The following is a 19916-nucleotide window of genomic DNA, read 5'->3' as shown; positions in this document are numbered from 1 at the left end:
TCTCCATTCGACCCGGCGAGCCAGTCGCCACGCGGCGAGCCAGTCGCCACGAGATGCAAACCGGGCACGCGACATATCATGTTCCGTATTGACAGAAACCATGATACTAAGGCAAAGAGTTATACACGCACTGCAGCAATTGGTTACAATTGTATGGTCGGTCGGCTGGATACCGGAATCAGCGTGCTCGATCGCAAACTCGACGGTGGACTGCCGCCGGGGTGTCTCGTCGCGTTTGCTGCCGAGCCAGCCAGCCAGTCCGAACTCCTCCTCTACGAGCTTACGGCCGCACGCGGAACGCTATACCTCTCGACCGAACGCACCGACGACGCCGTCCGCCACGCCATCGAGACCTCACCGTCCTCGGTCGGCAGCCCCACGGTCAGACACGTCGCCAGTGACACGCCCCTCGAGGAAGCGACGCAGCTCATCGGCGCGCTCCCCGACGGTGCCAACCTCATCATCGACACGCTGGACGTCTTAGAACGGACTGACACGGACGACTACGTCGACTTTCTCAACGAACTCAAGTCCACGATGCTCGAGACCGGCAGCATCGCCATGCTTCACTGTCTGAAAGGCCGCAACGAGCCTACGAACCGAACGCGGACCTTCCACGCCGCTGATGCCGTTTTCGATCTCCGGACCGAGATCGCCGGTACCGAACTTGAAAATCACCTGACGATCCCCAAGTTCCGCGGCGGCCGCCAACCGACCGAAGCGATCAAACTCGAGTTGACCGAGGAAGTGGCGATCGACACGAGCCGCGACATCGCGTAACGCGTCGGCAACGGCTTCGACTGCGGGAATCAGCGACGGCTGTCCGGACTCCATCGGTGCACCGCTATTTGCCCGCGGTGAAAACTGGAACCAACGCGCGTTCGAACTCGCCAGTATCGGTTTCGAAAAACAACAGAATTTGGCGGGTCGCGTTACTCTTCTGCGCCTTCGAGCTCGTCGACGATCTCGTCGGCATCGACGTCGGCGTCCTCGAGGGCCTCCTCGATGTCGCCGCCGCCCATACCGCCCATGCCGCCCATCATACCGCCCATGCCCATGCCACCCATGCCGTCGATGACTTCCTGGACGATGACGCGGTCGACGCCGACCTTGTCGATGATGTCCTGACCGATCTGCTGTTTGCCCATCATCCACTGCTGGTTCATCGTCATCTGGGGCGTGGACTCGAGGTAGAGCGTCTCTTTCTCGACGGTTTCGGTCTCGAATTCGGGTTCGGCGTCCTCGTCGTCCTCGTCGGGTTCGACGGGAACCTCTTCCTCGACTTCGTCCGTCTCGATCCAGAGTTCGGGCTCCATCCCGAGGTACATCTCGAAGAGACCGGCGGCCTGCTGTTCGCGGTCGTCGACGACATCGAGGATCTCGTACTCGTACTCGACGTCGTCACCAGCCAGCGGGTGGTTGAAGTCGACGCGTGCGCGGCCGCCGATGATCGTGCTGATGTAGCCCTGCTGGCCGTCGATCTGCACGTTCGCACCGGGGTAGCGGTCGTCCTCGTCGATCTTCTCGGCGCTGACGGTCTGGACGTTGTCCGGGTCGTACTCGCCGAAGGCGTCCTCGGCGGGGATCGTCACGCTGCCGGAGTCGCCGGGTTCGGAGCTGACGAGTGCGTCCTCGACGCCCTCGAAAATGTGGCCCTCGCCCAGCACGATCGTTCGCGGCTTGAACTCCTGGCCCTGGTCGTCGACGCCCTCTTCTTCGGCGACTTCGGGGTCGGTCGTGTCGACCAGTTGTTCGTCCTCGACGGTGTAGGCGGTGTAGTCGAGTTCGACGAAGTCGCCTTCCTGAAGCCCCTCGGCTTCGTCGGCGGCTTCCTCAGCTACTTCTTCGTCGACGTCATCGGCCTGCTCGTCGAGCTCGGCCTCTTGATCCTCAGTCATACGTTGTACGTCCGCCCGTCTACATTTAAGTACGACGTTTTCGGGCGAGAGCGACCGATACTTACGACCGTCGTCCGTCTCCACGAGCATGTACGAGGTCGAAGTGAAGGTACCCGCCGATCTCGAGGCCGTTCGTGACCGCCTCGAAACACGTGAGGCGACACAGCTGGGCTCAGTCGTTCAGGCAGACACCTACTACAACGCGCCACATCGTGATTTCGCCGAGACCGACGAGGCGTTGCGGATCCGCTCGGAGCGCCCCGCCGACGGTGGCGCGGAAACCCGTGTCACCTACAAGGGCCCGCTCGTCGACGAGGAGACGAAGACCCGCGAGGAGTTCGAAACCGGGATCGAAGACGCCGAGACGACCGACGCGATCCTGACGGGCCTCGGCTTCGAGCCCACCGCGACCGTCCGCAAGGACCGCGAACGGTTTTCGCTCGATGGGTACACCGTCACCCTCGATTCGGTCGATGACGTCGGCGAGTACGTCGAAGTCGAGACCGAAGTCGCGGCCGAAGCCGACCTCGAGACCGCTCGCGAGGGAGCCTACGACGTCCTCGAGCGGCTGGGACTCGACCCCGACGACCAGTTACGGACGTCGTATCTAGGCCTGCTGCTCGAGTCCTGATCGACTCTCGAATAACCAGCAAGCATTTTCTACCGTGTGTCTGTTTCCGCAAGTTATACGACTACGCTCGCTCAAGTGCCGCCAATGAGCGAGCGGAACATTCGAGTCGAATCTATCGACCGGCAAGCGGTCGAGGATCAGGAGGTCGAGATCGTCGAACGAAAGGGGATCGGTCACCCCGACTCTATCTGTGACGGGATCGCCGAAAGCGTCGCCGGGGCACTCGCCCGCGAGTACATCGACCGTGTCGGTGAAGTTCTCCACTTCAACACCGACGAGACGCAACTCGTCGCGGGCGAAGCCGCACCCGCCTTCGGCGGTGGCGAGGTCGTCGACCCCATCTATCTGCTGATCGTCGGCCGCGCGACCAAACACTACGACGGTCAGGCCATTCCCGCCGAGACCATCGCGCTGCGGGCCGCCCGCGAGTACCTCGAGTCAGAGATCCCCCACCTGACCGTCGGTGAGGACATCGTCGTCGACGTCAAACTCGGCGAGGGCAGCGGCGACCTGCAGGAAGTCTTCGGCGAAGACGAAGTGAGCGTCCCGATGGCAAACGACACGAGTTTCGGCGTCGGCCACGCGCCGCTGACCGAGACCGAGCAGATCGTTCTCGATGCCGAGCGCCGGCTGAACGGCGAGTACGCGGCCGAAAACCCCGAAGTCGGCCCGGACGTGAAGATCATGGGCAAACGTGAGGGCGACACGATCGACGTCACCGTCGCCGCAGCGATGGTCGACGAATATATCGCCGATCTCGACGACTACATCGAGGCCGTCGAGTCCGTCCGGGAGTTCGTCGACGGCGTCGCTCGCGAACACACTGACCGCGAGGTCGCTGTCCACGTCAACACGGCCGACGACTACGAGGAGGGCTCGATCTTCCTGACCGTGACCGGCACCTCCGCCGAACAGGGCGACGACGGCTCCGTCGGCCGAGGCAACCGTGCCAACGGCCTCATCACGCCCAACCGCTCGATGTCGATGGAAGCGACCAGCGGGAAAAACCCGGTCAACCACATCGGCAAGATCTACAACCTTCTCTCGACGGAAATCGCCGAGAGCGTCGTCAGCGAGGTCGACGGCATCCGTGACCTTCGCGTCCGACTGCTCTCCCAGATCGGCCGCCCGATCGACCAGCCCCACGTCGCCGACGTCCAGCTCGTCACCAACGACGGCGTTGCGGTCTCCGACGTCGACGCTGACGTCGAAGCGATCGTCGACCGTGAACTCGCTACCGTCACCGAAATCACTCGCAGCGTGATCGAGGGCGAACTCACGACGTTCTAACCCCGATCGTCTCGAGTCGCGGCTCGGTCACACTCACGCTACGGGCACCGACTAGTCAGTTCCGACACACCCGCGACCCGTTGTGGGTGTGCCGGGACACAGTGATACCAGACCGTATCGAGGTCCGTCATCATCGTTCGACTGGGAATTTCGACCCACGTCGACACGTCGGCTCCACGCCCGAACCGGGCCGGACGATGTGTCGGAATACATAACCACTGCTCACACGTATCGCCATCCGAATCGAAACTCGTCGTAATCCAGTGTGCGCTCCGAACCCCGTCGTGACCACTCGTGTCTAACTCGAGTCGAGACGCCGCCCGCTCGGTCGTCTACGCCGTCGTCGCGAGTACCTTCTTCGTCGGCTTCGGCGGTGGTGTCGTCTTCCCGATCCTGCCAAATCTCGGTGAGGTGGTGGGGATTTCGGCGTTCATGGTCGGGGTCATCCTCTCGGCGAACCGCTGGACGCGACTGTTCGCGAACGCGCCCGCCGGCGTGCTCGTCGATCGGATCGGTACCCGAAAGCCGTTCGTTGCGGGGCTTGCAATCGAGGGTGCTGCGACCGCCGGCTACGTGGTCGCGATTACCTCTGCGATGCCCGAGTTCTGGTTCGTCCTCGCGCGAATCCTGTGGGGCGTCGGCAGCGCCCTCGTGTTCGCGACGGCGTATACGATTACCGCCGACATCAGCGAGGCAGACTCTCGCGGGACGAGCATGGGCATCGTCCGAGCTGGAATCACGTTCGGCTTCCCCGCCGGCATGGTCCTCGGTGGGATCGTCAGCGAAGTCTACAGCAACGTCGCTGCGTTCGTCCTTGCGGCCTCGTTTGCCGGGCTCGCGAGCGTCATTGCGTACGTCATCGTCCCCGAAACCCACGTCGACAGCCCCGACTCGTCGGTCAGACCGTGGGACGTCGAGACCACCCTGCCCGCGTTAACCATCGGGCTCGTCAACTTCGGACTCTACTTCGCGTACTTCGGCGTGCTGTTCTCGACGCTCGTGTTGTATCTCGAGGCCGAATCGATGACGCTCGCCGTCGAGGTCGCGAGAATCGGCATCGAATACGGCGAACAGGGCACGTCCGGCCTGCTGATGGCTGTCTCGGCGCTTTCGGGAGCCGTTTTCACGATCTCCGGTGGCAAAATCAGCGACAGCGTCGGGGCCCGGGTTCCGGTTCTCCTTGCCTTTCTCGTGACGAGCTGTGCCGGGTTCGCGGTCCTGACGGTTGCACACTCGCTTGCGATCGTCGTCGCCGGCTGTACGCTGATCGGCGCGGGACAGGGCGGCGTTGGCGGCCCCCTGACCGCTCTGCTAGCGGACCTCACACCCGAGGACCGTATGGGGCGGGCGATGGGGACCAACAACGTCTTCGGCGACATCGGCGGTGCGCTCGGGCCGCTGATCTCGCTGCCCTTCGCGGACGCGATCGGCTTCGACGTGCTCTATGCGCTCAGTGCCGTCGTTCCGCTACTGGCCGGTATCGTGCTCGTCGTCGGGATCTACACCTATACTGGGAGTCTGAGTCCGACGGTCGACGAGTCGGCCGTCTGAGACGGTGGATCTGAGCTCGACTCGAGACCGATACGCACCTCGTAATCCCCTTATAGTCGCAACCATCTATCACAGCCCATGCATCCCCCGGGAGCCGACACCGTCCTCGTCCGTCACGGGGACGTCAACACCAAGAGCAACACCGTCAAGCGGTACATGGAGGGACTCCTCGTCGAGAACCTCGAGGCCCTCCTCACTGACCGCTCGATTCCCGGCGAGGTCGAACGCCGGTGGAATCGGCCGTTGATTCACACGAGCGAAGACGCCATCGAGGACGCGACCGATACCGTCACGGACGTCTTCGGCGTCGTTTCGGCGAGTCCCGCCCTGACCGTCAGCACCGAGAAAGCACGGATCATCGAGGCCCTCGAGGAGACCGCCCGCGCGTGCTACAACGGAGGGACGTTCGCCGTCGACGCTCGCCGCGCCGACAAGACCCTGCCCTACGACAGCGAGGACATAGCTCGCGAGGGCGGGACCGCCATCTGGGAGGCCGTTGCAGACGATTTCGAGCCCGAAGTCGACCTCGACGATCCCGATCTGACTTTTGGCGTCGAAGTCCGCGAGGATCTGACCTTCATCTATCTCGAGACGGTTCCCGGTCCGGGCGGGCTGCCGCTTGGCTCACAGGAGCCGGTCATCGCGCTGGTCAGCGGCGGGATCGACTCCCCGGTCGCGGCCTACGAGATGATGCGCCGTGGCAGCCCGGTCGTCCCGGCCTACGTCGATCTCGGCGATTACGGCGGCATCGACCACGAAGCACGTGCGATGGAGACGGTCCGGATCCTCTCGACATACGCACCGAACTTCGACATGCACGTCTATCGGATTCCGGGCGGTGAGACGGTTGATCTGCTGGTCAATGAGATGGAACAGGGCCGGATGCTTTCGCTGCGTCGCTTTTTCTACCGCGCCGCCGAAACGCTGGCCGACCGCGTCAACGCCAACGGTATCGTCACCGGTGAGGCAGCCGGCCAGAAATCCAGCCAGACCGTCCGCAATCTCGGGGTGACCAGCCGTGCTACACGGCTCCCGATCCACCGGCCACTACTGACGTGGGACAAAGCAGACATCGTCGCGAAAGCCCGCGAGATCGGGACGTTCTCCGATTCGACGATCGATGCCGGCTGCAACCGTGTCACACCTGGCCGCGTCGAGACCAACGCCCGCCTCGAGCCGCTGCTCGCAGCCGAGCCCGACGACTTACTCGAGCGCGCCGCGACAGCGGCCGCGGACGCGACGCTGGTCGCTCCCTAACGCTAGGTCCAGCAGACGCGTCTCCGCATCACACCGACTGAAAAAACGAAACCGCGAGTGAAATCGCAAGCAGCCGCCGAGTGTGCGCGTTACGTGTACGACAGCTCGAGGTCGCGAGCGCGCTCGAGGAGGTCCTCGTCGTAGTATTCTTCAGTCTGGGCGGGCCGGGTCTCGTCGATCGCACGGACCTGCTGGACCGTGTTGCGGAAGACCTTGAACGTCGCTTCGTCGACCATCTGACCGTCGAGCGTGACCGCGCCGGTGCCCTCGGCCTTGGCCTCGTTGAAGCGTTCGATCTTGCTCACGTCACGCTCGAGTTCCTCGGGCGTGGGCATGTGGACGGTGTTTGCCTGAATCGTCTGCTTTGGGTACAGCGACCAGGAGCCGTCGAGGCCGAGGTGAGCTTCGTGTTCGACCTGGTCGGCGTAAGCGTCGGCGTTGTAGTAGGTCAGGCCGGCGCGCTCCTTGAACAGGTCGTCGAATGGGCCGCCGATACAGAGCAGGTCGGCGGCGCTGGCTTCGTTCGAGAGTGCCTCGAGGAGTCCGTCCCAGCGCGGACGACCGTCACCGAGGTCACGCGCACCCAGTTCGGCCGCGTAGTCGACGGGGCCGAAGACGAGCGCGGTGAGTCGGGAGTCTTCGCCGAATTTGGAGATTTCACGGAGGTCCGAGCGGGCGCGGCCAGTCTCGATGATGATCGAGAGTTTGATCGAGCCATCAGCGTAGCCGTGTTTGGACTCGGCTTCGGCAACGGCTTCGGCGGCGCGTTTGACGTCCTCGACGCGGCCGACCTTGGGGACGACGACGCCATCGATCTCGTCGCCGATCTCGCCGACGAGCTGGTCGATCTGTTCGCGACCGCGGTCACGGAACGAGGCGTCCTCGTAGCTCCACTCGACGCGGGGCCAGATCTCGCCGGGGAAGTCATAGTCGGGGACGAGATCGATCGTGTTCTCGAGGCCCTCGTCTTTCATGTTCGGCGCGGTGCCATCTTCCATGTCGGGGACGAGCCAGTCGGGTGCCTGGAAGCCCTCGGCCTCGAGGCCCGAGCGCAGGTACTTCGCGGAGTCGTCTTTTGGAACGGCAGCCGGTGCAGTCTGGAACGTACGGCAGAGTCGAATGTCGTCAGTCATGCTTTGAATTGGTAGTCGTCTGCGGTCGTTTGTAACGATCGATCGTGTTAGTTAGAACGCTTTCGAATCTCCGCGGTTCGCGTTCCCGAGTAGACAGGTTCGTCGTCCTGGTTGAACGCGATGTGCTCGAAGGTGACGGTGCCGGCCTCGTCGCTCGAGGCGTCGTCTTCCGCCTCGAGGACGCGCGTAAAGGCGTAGACGGTGTCGCCGACGGCGACGAACGTGTGGAACGATTCGTCGTCGAAGCCGACCTCGCGCCAGGTTTGCTCGTCCGAGCGGGCATGGCCGAGCGCTGTCGAGCGGGTCACGTCGCCGTAGGTGACGATGTCGCCGGATGGCGAGTCGGACATCACGTCGACGTTGTGGTGCTGTTTGGCCGTGTTGAGCGTCGCCAGCGGCAACGAGGCGACGGTGACGTCGTCCTGCGTGCGGCCGCGTTCGTGACGGTAGGCGACGGCGGCGTTTTCGTCGTCGGCTTCCTCGAGCGCCGCGACGAAGTCCTCGAAGTAGCCGCCTTCGGGGGCGACGAACTCGTCGGGGAGGTCGGGTTCGTCTTCTTCCTCGGCAGCCGCCGCGCCGCTGCCGTCGGTCGCGACAGGCTCGCGCCGTGGGATCATGTTCGTGCGCTCGTAGGAACACAGCACCTCGCCGGTCTCGGCGTCCTTGCCGCGGGTCCGCCAGGAGACGATACCGTACTCCGGTCGGGAACTCGAGGTAGCGCGGTTGACAACCTCGCTCTCGACGTGGAGTTCGGTACCAGTGTAGACCGGCGTGCCGGGGAAGCGAACGTCGGTGCGACCGAGGAAGTAGCCACCCTTCTCACTGAGGTCCTCGACGGTAATACCGAGCGTCGCGGCGGTCAGGTAGTCGGGGTGGACCGGCGGCTCCTCGAAGCCCCGGGCCTCGGCGGCGTCGGTGCGCCAGTAGGCGGGGTCGTGGTTGAGCGTCTGGCCCATCCACTGTTCGTTGCCGAACTGGGTGAGGGTGAGCCCAGGGTCGTGCTCGATGACATCGCCTTCTTCGAAGTCCTCGAAGCAGTTGCCCTTCTCTTTGGTCTCGACGTGCTCGAGTGCCTGTGCGAACGTATCGGGATCTGTCCAATCAGTCATCTGCAGTCACCTCGTCAGTCTGTTGTGGCTGGTTGCGTGCTCGTCGCGCGATCGTTCGTCGCATCTCGTTTTCGACGATCATGTACCCCTCGTCGAAGCCCATGCCGGGCTTTGCGAGCACCTGCGCGGCGTTGGTCGCGAGTGCGACGTGAGCGCAGGCCCGCGCGGAGGTTTCCGTTTCGTTGCAGGTCCCACCGAGGTAGGCCCGCGTGTCGGTGCCCTCACAGTAGCGAACCGCCTGTCCGCTGCGGTGGATACCACCGAGGTCGGGTGTCTTCACCTGCACGAGGTCGGCCGCGCCGGCGTCGACGAACGCCTGCACGTCCTCGAAGGTGTTACACCACTCGTCGGCGACGATGTCGATGTCGACGCCGGCGTCGTCGAGCCCCTCGCGGAGCTCGACCATCGCCGCGATCTGATCTTCGCGGTTGCCGACGTCCATCGGTCCCTCGATCTGGATCGGGTAGGGTGCGGCGGCCTCCTCGAGCGCCGCGAAGTAGTCGACCACTTCGTCGCGGTCGTACGGTGCGCCGAAAATCTCGCCGATCATCCCGTAGACGTCGATGTGGAAGCGTGGGTCGTAGTCGTCGGGACCGAGTTCCTGGGAGCGCTCGACGAGCCACTCGACGTACTCGAGTAAGGTTTCGCCGTTCTCGCCGATCTTTTCGACGCTGTTGATGAGCGCGTGGGGCAGGACCGGCACGCCCTTGATGAACATCTTCTCGGTGTTGGTGTAGCGGTCGTCGCCGGACTGGCCGAAGACGGGGACCGGCTCCGTCGCGGGTTCGGTACCCAAGGCGTCGGCCATGACGTCCGTCTTCGTCGTGTTCTCGGCTTCGGCCGCCGCGGCGAGCAGCGCCTGCGAGACGCCGTAGCGGATCGCCGTGTGCAGGCGGTCGCCGTCGACTTCCATTTCCTCGAGCAACTCTGCGTTGTCGAGGAAGTCGGTCGCATCGCGGCCCTCGAGTTCGTCGGCGACGGGGCCTTCGATGACGGGGGCGTACTCCTCGGCTTTGAACAGCGGGTCGCGTCCGCCGGCACCGGAGTACTGGACCGCGGCACAGTCGCCGCGGGCGACGGTCCCGTCTGCGAGTTCGACGTCGACGATGATCGATTCGCCGGCCTGGCGAATCTCGTCGAAGCCGTCGGTGACCGGCTCACCCTCGTAGGTGAAGCCGTCGTGTTCTGCTCCCTGCTTGATCGCGCGCTGGTCGTCGAAGAAGAACCCGGAGTAGCCGGGCGTTGCGTATATTCCTGTAATTTCCATTGTTAGACGTCACCCTGTGGGCGGCCGATGAGCTTTCCGTCGCTGATCGCGTCGACGTCGTCCGCGACCATCCGGAACGACTGGTCGCGGCCCTCGGTCGTGGCGCGTTGCGAGAGTCGAGCCTTGTGAATCTCCTTGATATCGTCGTCCATCGCGAGGTCGGCCCACTCGAAGATGCGGACGCGACCGTCGTCGTCCCGCGCTGGGAGGACAGCGCCCTTCGCGCTGTCACTGGGTGCAAACGGCACGTCGAGCGCACCGGAGTCGAAAGCCTTGAGCGTACCCTGAACGACGTCGCCATCGCCGTGTTCGAAGATCGTATCCATCAGACAGCGCGTTTCGCGCTCGATTAAGTCCTGTTCCTCCGCGATGCCGTCGATGTCGATCTTCTGCTCGATGGCCATATCGATGACCTGACGCGTCGTGCGCAGGCCCGAGGCGTTGGCCTCCTTGGTCGGAACCCCCTGGAACTCCTGGGGCGACTTGGTGATGACCTTGTCCGGCTGGGCGATGGCAGCAGTCATGCCGCCGAGGCTGATGACGCCGTTGGCGCGAGCCTCGTCCGGCGGGAACCCGCCCATCCACTCGTGGAAGACCGTCGTGACGACGACCTCGTCGGGCAGGTACTCGTTACCGAGCTTCTTGAGCGCGTTCAGGGCGGCGACGTCTTGGACGACGTTGCCGACCTGTCCGTAGCCCAGCGTCAGCGAGCGCACGCCCTGGGTCGCAGCGAGCTTGCCCTCGACCAGCATGATCGCAATCGCGATCGATGGCGGCACCAGCGTGCCGGTCAGTGGGCCGAACGGCTCGCGGTTAATCCGAATGCCGCGTTCGGTGTAGGCACCGGCCAGTCGGTCGACGAACTGCCAGCGCTTGATCGTCTCCTCGAGGCCGTGGCGTTTCGTGTACGGAATGTTGTAGGAGATCGGGCCACCCTCGAAGCTCTGGAAGCCGCCAGCGAAGGTGATCGCCGCCAGCAGCCGGGCGTCCGGCGTGCCGTGACGGACCTCGATCGGTGCGTCGATCGCGTCGATCAGTTTCCGGCAGCCCTCGACGCCGTGGTTGACGGCCGGGAAGCCGTTCAGGGTGTCGTCGCCCGTCTCGCGAGCCTTCTCCAGGCCCTGCTGGGCCTTCTCGTACTCGTTGTCACGCGTGTACGAGTCGATGGTGGTCGGCAGCAAATCGGCCTGCCCCTCCTGGTGGAGGTATTCCAGCAGTTCGATCTGGTCGTCGAGCCGGGGCACACCGGCTCGCGGCTGGAGCAGCGGTTTGTCCGCCGACTCGAGGACGTCGGCGAATCGCTTGTGTTCGGGCAGCGATTCGTGGTACTCGATCGCTTCTTCGAAGTCGACGTCTGCCCCCGTCGGCCAGTTCGACCGAATCTCTTCGTCGATACGCTGTAGCTCGTCGGATGGTATGCGTTCGTCTCGTATCATCTAGACATTTAAGAACTAATAGTTGCGCGTTCCGACTCAGTCGGAGTGATCTCGAGGTCTTCGCGCAGCGCAGCGATCGCGTCTTCGGGGTCGGTTTCAGAGTCGAAGACGCGATCGAAGCCGAGCTCCCGGAACGTCTTCCGAGTTCGCTCGAAGTCGTCCTGTCCGACAGCGAGGTTGCCGCCGATGTAGCTGACGGCGTCGACACCCGCCTCTTCGAGGACGGTATGGAATCCCTGACAGTCCTGCTCGGCGTGGCCGTAGAGCGAGGAGACCAGTACAGCCTGTGCGTCGTGGGCTACCGCGGCTTCGGCGAACTCCTCTTGGGAGGTCTGGACGCCGAGGTTCACGACATCGAAGCCGGCTGCACTGAAGGCTTGCTCTAAGATTGTGATGCCAACGACGTGGGCATCGGAGCCAATCACGCCGAGGACGACCGTTTGGGACATCGTATGCAGAACCATGAGGAACGCGGGTATAAACTTAATGATCTTCCATGATAATATTCCTTAAAGATCCTATGAGTATCCAATTGGTGAGCGTTCCCACTAACCGCGGTACAGCAGACCAACTTCATGATCGATGGTAAGGGTTTTGGGGATGGTTTCAGAAGAGAGCGTACAGACATGGGAGCACTTTCCAACCTTCGCGTGCTAGATCTGACCCAGGTGTTGGCTGGGCCGTACTGCACGATGTTACTCGCGGACCTCGGTGCGGATGTCGTCAAGATCGAACGTCCGGGCGGTGACATGATCCGGTCGAACCCGCCGTTCGTCGACGATCCCGAGGAGGAAGCCTACGGTGGCTACTTCCAGAGCGTCAACCGCGGCAAGAAGAGCATCGAGTTGAACTTCCGCGAGGAAGAAGACCGCGAAGATTTCCTCTCGCTCGTCGAGGAAGCCGACATCGTCGTCGAGAACTACCGCTCGGGCACGATGGAGAAGTACGGACTGGGCTACGAGACGCTCACAGAGTACAACGAGGACCTCATCTACTCCTCGATTCGTGGCTTTGGCGACCCACGCACGGGCGAAACGGATCGACAGGGCCAGCCCTCTTTCGATCTTATTGCGCAGGCGCTCGGTGGCGTCATGGAGACCACCGGCCAGCCCGACGGCCCGCCGACGAAGACCGGCCCCGGCGTCGGCGACCTCTTTACCGCGACGCTGAACTGTATCGGCATTCTGGCTGCGATTAACCACCGCGAACAGACCGGCGAGGGCCAGTACGTCGACACCGGCATGTACGACTCGATGATCAGCTTCACCGAGCGCGCCATCTACCAGCAGTCCTACACCGGCGAAGCCCCCACCCGCCGGGGCAACTCCCACCCGACACTGTTCCCCTACAACGCCTTCGAGACTGACGACGGCTACGCCGTCATCGCCGCGTTCAACAACAACCACTGGGCGGAACTCTGCGACGTGATGGACCGCGAGGACCTCGCCGAGGACTATCCCACGACGCCTGAGCGCCTCGAGCACCGCGACGCACTGCGCGAGGAGATCGCCGAGTGGACCCGCGCACAGACCAACGACGAACTCGTCGACAAACTCGAGGGGCGTGTGCCAGCCGCGCCGGTCCAGACCACCGAGGAAATCTTCGACGACCCGCACGTTCACACGCGGGACATGCTCGTGCCGGTCGAACAGCCCGGTGCCGACACGGACGTCGAAATCGCGGGCAACCCGATCAAGATGACCGAGACGAACCCCAAGCCCCGTGGTCGCGCGCCGCTGCTCGACGAACACCGCGAGGAAGTGCTGGGTGAGAAAGCGGACACAGAAACGGCCGACGACTAGTACTTGGTGGACCTGGGTCTCGCCACACCGACAAAGGCTCGCGGGTGTGTCGTCGGTGATGATACCCGACGGGACGATCCCTCGTCGGTTTGCAGTCGTTTTCTCCTGTTTCGTGTCGAATCACCTCGCTGAGTGTGCGTTTACCGGTCGAATACACAGCTATGCAACGCACACTCTGTAACAATACTGCCGGTATTTATCCGGAAGCATCCGTTCTGTCCACCAATACCTCCGATAGAATGAAATCAGTATAGAAGATAGCTATCGTTCCCACAATATTGGAATCGAAGTACGACCCATCAAGTGCTGGCCTCATAAGTCGGACAATGTCTGCGCAATCAACGACGACAGGACGGACCGACTCGCTGATAAGTCCCCCATCGAACCCGGTCGGGTATCTGGTCATACTCGCAGCCGTCGTGACGGGAATCCTTCATCTGGTACTCGCCCCCCGGGCCATGGGATTCAATCAGATGATGGGAATCCTGTTCATCTTGAACGGGCTCGGCTTCCTTGGTGGCGTCGCCCTCTATCTGACTCCCTACTGGAACCAGACGCTCTATCTCGTCGCAGCGGCCTATTCGATCGCCACGATCGTCGCCCTGTTCGTCTTCCAAGGGTTCAGCATCGACGCGTTCTACATGCAGGGGAGTCTTAACCCGATGGCCGTCATCACGAAAGTTACCGAAGCAATCGTCGCCATCGGTGCGGTGTATCTGTACTCGACCGAGTCATAAGACGAGACTGACACACTGGGCTGGCTGATATTTGTTGTCCCCGTTTCTGGTAGACCACCCACATTGTGGCCAGGAGGAGTGAGCAGAGTGGCCATTCGGACCCTGATTCCGAGCCAACCGACTGGAGTCGGCTGCCGACGAGATGGTGATGTGCCAAAGTGATTGGTTCGACTGCCATCTCCGATCGGCCGGCTGATCGACAGCGCCCGAACCCTCGAGCCGATCAGTCCCAGAGGTCTGCAAGCAGATCCGGCGGGACCGAGCAGCCACAGGGACTGACCGACCCGGTGTAGGGACCGGTGGCCGCCGAGAACGCGACCGGCTTGCCACAACGGGGACAGTCAGGCAGCGGCGAGCTGTCGCCGCTTGCGGTCTGCTCGCTATCCATCGCGCCCTCCGGTCTGTCGTGACTGGGTCGATCCTGCTTCCATCCTGCGATTCTGCCGTCGTGTGGGCTGTTTATATCCCGGTAGAAGCAACGCAATCATGGCAACTGAATCTCGGCTTGGGATTTGGAAGCCACCTCTCGGGTGGGTCCAGCACCTGGGACAGTTCGATGCGCCCCTAAGTTTCGAGTTCGACTTCCGTTCTAACTGTTGACCTATTGTGACTTATATCTACGGTTATCGACGTGAAAGTGACCCCACTCGAGCCCAGGCGATGCCAGCCGACACCGACGGGAAACGGCGTCGGGGATGGCGACTCGAGCGCCGCGACTGGCAGCGGTCGCGGACGCATCCGGACTGCTGTCACGAGTTGCCGGTGGCCCCATATGGCGGTCGCGGGGACACCGAAACCGACTCAGACGGGCTGCTGCCCTGATGTCCCGGCGGGCCCGCATGACGGGTCGCGAGTGTGTCGGCACTGACTGACAGGAGTCCGTCTCACAGGGGTCGGCTCATACTGCCGGCCAAAACGGTTCATCCCTTGATTGCACCCACGACGCTGTCGCCGACGGCGACAGACGGCGAGACGCCATCGAGTAGTCACTGACTGTTGTCCGGTCGTCTCACGATCGGCGACCAACTCGTTGCGGGCCCCGGCTGGGCCGTCGCGATCGGTGACGGCGTCGATGGCGGCATCCGGTTCGAACGGGCCGCACTCGAGCGTGTCCACTACCGACGAGATGACAGCGCCAAGGAGTAATCCTTTTGCGGGTCCCCTGCACACGTCGGGGTATGAGCAACGATTGGCCAGTCGATCCCGACGGAGAGGAAGGCAGCGAGGGGATGCGCAAGTTCGACATGCGGGTCATCGCGGACAAAGTCGACGAGGAGGAGGACTTCCCGCTCGATCGCAACGAGTTCGTCGACGAGTACGGCGACTACCCGATCCGGGTCAACCACGAGACGATCGTCGCCATGAGCGACATCTTCGACTACGTCGACGAGGACATCGACGAGTTCGAGACGATCCTCGACATGCACAAGGCCGTCGGGGACGCGATGCGCGCCGGGAACTTCTGGAAGTACCACCCGCAGGGCAAAGACCCCGAAAAGGTCCCCGCGTAACGCCGTTTCTCGCATCGCATCACGGAACTGGATTGCGTATCACTTATACGACGCCGTTCGAAAGAATCGCCTACAGTGACTAACACGCAGGTAACGCTCGTCCAGATCGACAACTACGGGCCGTGGACGGTGACCCCTGAACCGCGCCGGGAGGCCGACCTCCAGACCATGCAATCCCGGCTGTACGCGGACATCTCCCAGTTCGTCGGCAACCGCGGCGGCTACACCTTCTTCACTCGCTTCGACAACATGATCGCCGTCACGAACGGCCTCGATCGCGAGGACCACGCGCTCTTACAGGAGTCGGTCGGCAATCGCTATCCCGTGACACTCAGTCTCGGCATCGCGACCGGCACGAACCCCGTCCAAGCGCTGGCCGACGCGACTGCACGCCTCCAAGAGGCCGGCAGCGCACAGGACAAACACCGCCGCGAGTGTCTCGAGGGGCGGGTCATCGACGAGCCATACCGGGCCGACGACGACATCCAGATCGCTCACTTCGACGTGATCAACGCCACCGGCAACTACACGGACGAGCTCAACGCCTTCGATACCTTCATCGAAATCGAGCAGGGGTATGCCGAACTCATGCGCCACATGCGGTATGCCCACGACAGTCTCTCGTTTTTCGTCGGCGGCGACAACGTCATCGTCGTCTGTCCCGATCTCGAGGCCGCTGACTACGAGGAGGCCCTTGCCCACGTTGAGGAGGCCGTCGACGTCGAGATGCAGGTCGGCGTCGGCCGCGGCAAAAGTGCCCACGAGGCTGGCTTCGCCGCGAAACACGCCCTCGAGACGTGTCGGGCAGACGGGACCCGGGTCGAACTCGAGTGGAAGACGGCCTGAGAACTGGAATTACCGAACTTCGGTGCCGTGTTGCTTAAGTGTGCCGGAGGTAGCTTTTAGCCCGTTCGTGCGAATTATTCGCATATGGAATCGGAACTGTCCGTCAGAGACGTGCTGACGACCGACTACGTCGGCGTCAGTGAGTCCGACACCGTCCTCGATGTCGTGGGGCTCATGCGCGACGAGCAGACGAGTTGCGTGCTGGTCGTTCGCGGCCCGGAGCCGGTCGGCATCGTGACCGAGTGGGACGTCCTCGAGTTCGTCGCGGACGAGCACGATCCAGCCGAACTACCCGTCGAAGACGCGATGACGACGCCAGTCATTACGGTGGGACTCGACCGATCGCTCACCGACGTTGCGACGACGATGGCTCGCCAGAACATCCGCAACGTCGTCGTCGAGGGCGACGACGGGATCGCCGGGGTCGTCACCCAGCGCGACGTCATCGCCGCCGCGAGTTCGTTCCAGGCGACGATGACGCCCCCGCGCTCGAGCGAGCCGCCGATCGACCGCAACCGGCAGTCGACTGCACCTGCCACGACTTCGACCGCGGAGGGTGAAACCCAGTTGCTCCCCAACGGTGGCGACGAGTACACCACCCAGGGTGTCTGCGAGGTCTGTGGCTCGCTCGCGGAGTCGCTGTGGGACGCCAACGGTCAGCTGGTCTGTGCGGACTGTCGATCGGTGTGAGGCTGGCGGCGCTCCGATAGTGTCGTGTGTCGTGCCAGCATACACCGCCCCGATCTCTCCGATAGAAAGACCTTTCGGGGGCCGCGGTGGAGGGGTCGATAATGATCGCGACCCTCGACGACCTGGACGTCGAAGGGACTACCGTCGGTGTTCGCGTCGACGTCAATAGTCCGATCGACGACGATGGCACGCTCGCAGACGACGCTCGACTGCGCGCTCACGTCGATACGCTCTCGGAACTCGTCGCACGTGGCGGTCGGGTCGCCGTTCTCGCCCATCAGGGTCGACCCGGCGGCGACGAGTTCGTCACGCTCGAGCCCCACGCCGATCGCCTCTCGGAACTGCTCGGTCAGCCCGTCGACTACGTGGATGCAACGTTTACCGACGCCGCTCGCGAGGCTGTCAGGAACCTCGACGATGGCGACTGTGTCGTCCTCGAGAACACCCGTTTCTACAGCGAGGAGTATATGGAATTCGAGCCCGAGCGGGCCGCCCAGACACACCTCGTGCAGGGTCTCGAGCCAGTCCTCGACGCTTACGTCAACGACGCGTTCGCTGCGGCCCACCGCTCACAACCCTCGCTGGTCGGCCTCCCGACCGTTCTCCCGGGCTATGCCGGCCGTGTTATGGAGTCCGAACTCGACGTGCTCGGCTCGATCGAGGAGACCCCCGAACCCCGCGTCTACGTCCTCGGTGGGGCAAAGGTTCCTGACTCGATCGACGTCGCCTGGTCCGTCCTCGAGAAGGGACTGGCCGATCACGTTCTCACTGCGGGCGTCGTCGGCAACGTCTTCCTCATCGCCGACGGCGTCGACCTGGGTGACGCCAGTTCGGATTTCATCTACGACCAGGGCTACTGGGACGAGATCGACCGCGCCGCCGATCTACTCGATGCTTATGGCGATCGAATCGCCCTTCCGCGAGACGTCGCGGTCGCCCGCGACGGCGAGCGCCACGAACTCGGCATTAACGCCTTACCGCCGGGCGACGGCGAGGCCGCCATGGACATCGGCTCGTCGACGCTCGAGTACTACCAGCGCATCCTCACGGACGCGGAGACGGTCATCCTCAACGGCCCCGCCGGCGTCTTCGAGGACGAATGTTTCCAGACAGGGACCAGACAGCTGTTCGGTGCCGCCACGGAACGGCCGATGAGTATCGTCGGCGGCGGCGACACCGCCTCCGCACTGCGGCAACTCGGTGTCGAGGGCTTTTCCCACGTCAGCACCGGCGGCGGCGCTGCCCTGCGGATGCTCACCGCCGAACCGCTGCCCGCCGTGACCGCACTCGAGAATGCCCCCGAACAACCCGCAGCCGACGATTGAGCCCGCCACGCGGGACGACCTCGAGGCAGTCACCGACCTGTGGGTGCGCCTCGCGCACGATCAGCGCCAGCACGACTCTGCTGTCCGTGCCGACCCGAACCGCGAGACAATGCGCGAGACGCTCGCGGCCTATCAGGTCGCCGACGGCCTCCTCGTCGCCCGGCTCGCGGGTGAGATCGTCGGCTTCGCCTCGGTCACGATCGAACGCGGCTCCCTCGAACTCGACAGCACCCGCGGCTTGCTCTCGAATATCTACGTCGAACCAGCCTTCCGCGACCGCGGGATCGGGGCTGCGTTGCTCGACGCTGCCGAGGCAGCGGCCGCCGAGCGCGGTGCCGACGAGGTGTTGCTCGAGGTGATGGCCGACAACGAGGCTGCCCGTCGCTTTTATCAGCGCGAGGGGTACGACGAGTTCCGGGTGACGATGTCACGGTCGCTCGAAAACCGGGACGAAAACGATACACATTCAAAGGAGGACGGCTAATCAACAGCCAGCGCCAGGGGAGCATGGGCGGTTCATGCACTCGACTTGTAATCGAGACTTCCGGGGTTCAAATCCCCGCCCTGGCTTTTCTTCGCGCGAACGGTTGGTACCGAACCTCGAGACCGTCGGAACACCACTGTCGGAACGGAGAAATCGGTGCAGACTTACTCGAGAAACCGGGGTCGAACGTCACCAGTTGACATCAGACACGGGTCTTGTGCCCGAATCACCGATAGCGACCGGTGGCGAGCTACAGGAGTACCGCTGCGACGGCGAGTTCATCCAGGACTGAGCCCGCTCGAAGCGTTCGCTGCAGTCTGCTACAGACGCTACTGCTTCGATCCTTTCGCGACTCGAGCTTCGCTCGTCACGGCGTCAACGTGGACGTGGAGCGGCCCTGACCCTGTCTCGAGGGGGACGATCCAGGAAGCGCTGGTTCGGTGTGGATCGTCGCTGACAGTGATGTCGTCGTATCCCTCCGCGCCGGCGGCTTTACGCGCGATTCGGGCGGCCTCGTCGGCATCTTCGATCCGAATCTCGTCGCTCAGGCGGACGGTGACGACTGGAATGTCGGCCATCCGGACGATCCGTTCGGTGACGCTACCGACGAGCACTCGGTCGAGGCCGGTTCGACCCTGTGTTCCCATGACGATCATGTCGATATCGTGGTCGTCAGCGTACGCGATGATTTCCTCGTGTGGGACGCCCTGTTCGACCGCCGTCACGACGTCGACGCCTTCACGCGTCGCTTCGACCTCGACGCGTTCGACTGCTCGCTCCGCAGCGGAGTGTCCCTCGTCGGATTGGAGCGTGCCAAGTGGCCCCTCGGGGACAACCGACAGCGCGTGGATCGTCGCGTCGAATCGCTCCGCGAGTGTGAGTCCGTGCGTGAGCGACTGACGGGTCCCGTCACTCCCGTCCGTCGGAACGAGGATGTGCTGATACATCA

22 protein-coding genes and 1 tRNA gene are annotated in these 19916 nt (G+C 63.4%); 15 read left to right on the top strand and 8 right to left on the bottom strand.

Translation table 11 applies throughout. The annotated features are described in order from the left end of the window. Positions 1-153: 153 nt before the first annotated feature. Complete coding sequence (locus tag C476_RS04605; RefSeq protein WP_008010328.1) at positions 154-780, top strand: RAD55 family ATPase; 627 nt, start codon at positions 154-156, stop codon at positions 778-780. A gap of 152 nt (positions 781-932) precedes the next feature. Here C476_RS04605 and C476_RS04600 read toward each other — a convergent pair whose 3' ends face one another. Continuing rightward, the gene (locus C476_RS04600; RefSeq protein ID WP_049911596.1) at positions 933-1898 is read right to left on the bottom strand and encodes an FKBP-type peptidyl-prolyl cis-trans isomerase; all 966 of its coding nucleotides are present in this window, start codon (positions 1896-1898) and stop codon (positions 933-935) included. 88 nt (positions 1899-1986) lie between these two features. Between C476_RS04600 and cyaB the strand changes: the two genes are divergently transcribed. From cyaB to C476_RS04580, 4 genes are all read left to right on the top strand, one after another. Beyond that, positions 1987-2529 (top strand): class IV adenylate cyclase, encoded by a 543-nt coding sequence (gene cyaB, locus C476_RS04595; protein WP_008010325.1) that lies wholly within the window; start codon positions 1987-1989, stop codon positions 2527-2529. Positions 2530-2613: 84 nt separating this feature from the next. Beyond that, positions 2614-3819 (top strand): methionine adenosyltransferase, encoded by a 1206-nt coding sequence (locus C476_RS04590; protein ID WP_008010323.1) that lies wholly within the window; start codon positions 2614-2616, stop codon positions 3817-3819. 294 nt (positions 3820-4113) lie between these two features. Continuing rightward, positions 4114-5370, top strand: coding sequence for an MFS transporter (locus tag C476_RS04585; RefSeq protein ID WP_008010322.1), 1257 nt, complete (start codon positions 4114-4116; stop codon positions 5368-5370). Positions 5371-5448: 78 nt separating this feature from the next. After that, positions 5449-6627 (top strand): tRNA sulfurtransferase, encoded by a 1179-nt coding sequence (locus C476_RS04580; protein WP_008010320.1) that lies wholly within the window; start codon positions 5449-5451, stop codon positions 6625-6627. Positions 6628-6716: 89 nt separating this feature from the next. On the opposite strand, the gene citE is transcribed toward C476_RS04580, so the two are convergent. Genes citE through glmS form a run of 5 tightly spaced genes read right to left on the bottom strand, consistent with a single transcriptional unit; the run spans position 6717 to position 12036 of the window. Next, positions 6717-7760, bottom strand: coding sequence for an L-malyl-CoA/beta-methylmalyl-CoA lyase (gene citE, locus C476_RS04575; protein ID WP_008010318.1), 1044 nt, complete (start codon positions 7758-7760; stop codon positions 6717-6719). Between the two features lie 47 nt (positions 7761-7807). After that, entirely contained in the window at positions 7808-8869 is a 1062-nt protein-coding gene (gene mch, locus C476_RS04570) for a 2-methylfumaryl-CoA hydratase (RefSeq protein WP_008010317.1), read from the bottom strand. Continuing rightward, a complete protein-coding gene (locus C476_RS04565; RefSeq protein ID WP_008010314.1) occupies positions 8862-10136 on the bottom strand; it encodes a methylaspartate ammonia-lyase in 1275 nt (424 codons plus the stop codon). The genes mch and C476_RS04565 overlap by 8 nt, the downstream gene beginning before the upstream one ends. Positions 10137-10138: 2 nt before the next feature. Next, positions 10139-11572 (bottom strand): methylaspartate mutase subunit E, encoded by a 1434-nt coding sequence (locus tag C476_RS04560; protein ID WP_008010312.1) that lies wholly within the window; start codon positions 11570-11572, stop codon positions 10139-10141. 8 nt (positions 11573-11580) lie between these two features. Further along, positions 11581-12036 (bottom strand): methylaspartate mutase subunit S, encoded by a 456-nt coding sequence (gene glmS, locus C476_RS04555; protein WP_008010310.1) that lies wholly within the window; start codon positions 12034-12036, stop codon positions 11581-11583. Between the two features lie 162 nt (positions 12037-12198). Here glmS and mct point away from each other — a divergent pair, with 162 nt between their 5' ends. Together mct and C476_RS04545 are read left to right on the top strand one after the other, a co-directional pair. Beyond that, positions 12199-13374 carry a succinyl-CoA:mesaconate CoA-transferase gene (gene mct / locus C476_RS04550; RefSeq protein WP_049911590.1) on the top strand — a complete coding sequence of 392 codons (1176 nt, stop codon included), beginning with the start codon at positions 12199-12201 and terminating at the stop codon, positions 13372-13374. A 326-nt stretch (positions 13375-13700) separates the two neighbouring features. Next, positions 13701-14111, top strand: a complete 411-nt coding sequence (locus C476_RS04545; protein WP_049911589.1) for a DUF7475 family protein — start codon at positions 13701-13703, stop codon at positions 14109-14111. A gap of 223 nt (positions 14112-14334) precedes the next feature. Here the strand turns inward: C476_RS04545 and C476_RS18875 are convergent, their stop codons facing one another. Further along, positions 14335-14499: a hypothetical protein gene (locus C476_RS18875; RefSeq protein ID WP_169319054.1), complete on the bottom strand. Its 165-nt coding sequence runs from the start codon at positions 14497-14499 to the stop codon at positions 14335-14337. Between the two features lie 272 nt (positions 14500-14771). Here C476_RS18875 and C476_RS18665 point away from each other — a divergent pair, with 272 nt between their 5' ends. From C476_RS18665 to C476_RS04515, 8 genes are all read left to right on the top strand, one after another. Next, positions 14772-14933 carry a hypothetical protein gene (locus tag C476_RS18665; RefSeq protein WP_160162889.1) on the top strand — a complete coding sequence of 54 codons (162 nt, stop codon included), beginning with the start codon at positions 14772-14774 and terminating at the stop codon, positions 14931-14933. Positions 14934-15107: 174 nt separating this feature from the next. Next, positions 15108-15257 carry a hypothetical protein gene (locus C476_RS18660; RefSeq protein WP_160162888.1) on the top strand — a complete coding sequence of 50 codons (150 nt, stop codon included), beginning with the start codon at positions 15108-15110 and terminating at the stop codon, positions 15255-15257. Between the two features lie 32 nt (positions 15258-15289). Then, on the top strand, positions 15290-15622 hold the full coding sequence (locus C476_RS04540; protein WP_008010305.1) for a DUF5785 family protein: 333 nt from the start codon (positions 15290-15292) through the stop codon (positions 15620-15622). A gap of 75 nt (positions 15623-15697) precedes the next feature. Continuing rightward, a complete protein-coding gene (locus C476_RS04535; protein ID WP_008010303.1) occupies positions 15698-16468 on the top strand; it encodes a GTP cyclohydrolase III in 771 nt (256 codons plus the stop codon). An 84-nt stretch (positions 16469-16552) separates the two neighbouring features. Next, entirely contained in the window at positions 16553-17158 is a 606-nt protein-coding gene (locus C476_RS04530) for a CBS domain-containing protein (RefSeq protein WP_008010301.1), read from the top strand. Positions 17159-17259: 101 nt separating this feature from the next. After that, positions 17260-18483, top strand: coding sequence for a phosphoglycerate kinase (locus tag C476_RS04525; protein WP_008010299.1), 1224 nt, complete (start codon positions 17260-17262; stop codon positions 18481-18483). Next, entirely contained in the window at positions 18452-18967 is a 516-nt protein-coding gene (locus C476_RS04520; RefSeq protein ID WP_008010297.1) for a GNAT family N-acetyltransferase, read from the top strand. The genes C476_RS04525 and C476_RS04520 overlap by 32 nt, the downstream gene beginning before the upstream one ends. A 12-nt stretch (positions 18968-18979) precedes the next feature. Further along, positions 18980-19053: transfer RNA gene (locus C476_RS04515), tRNA-Thr, on the top strand. A gap of 243 nt (positions 19054-19296) precedes the next feature. Here C476_RS04515 and C476_RS04510 read toward each other — a convergent pair. After that, a complete protein-coding gene (locus tag C476_RS04510) occupies positions 19297-19914 on the bottom strand; it encodes a universal stress protein (protein WP_008010295.1) in 618 nt (205 codons plus the stop codon). Positions 19915-19916 lie beyond the last annotated feature (2 nt).

The organism is Natrinema limicola JCM 13563 (genome assembly GCF_000337475.1).
GTDB classification, from domain to species: Archaea; Halobacteriota; Halobacteria; order Halobacteriales; family Natrialbaceae; genus Natrinema; species Natrinema limicola.
Note: the sequence above shows the minus strand (reverse complement) of the source record. Positions and strands in the feature narration are given on the sequence as shown.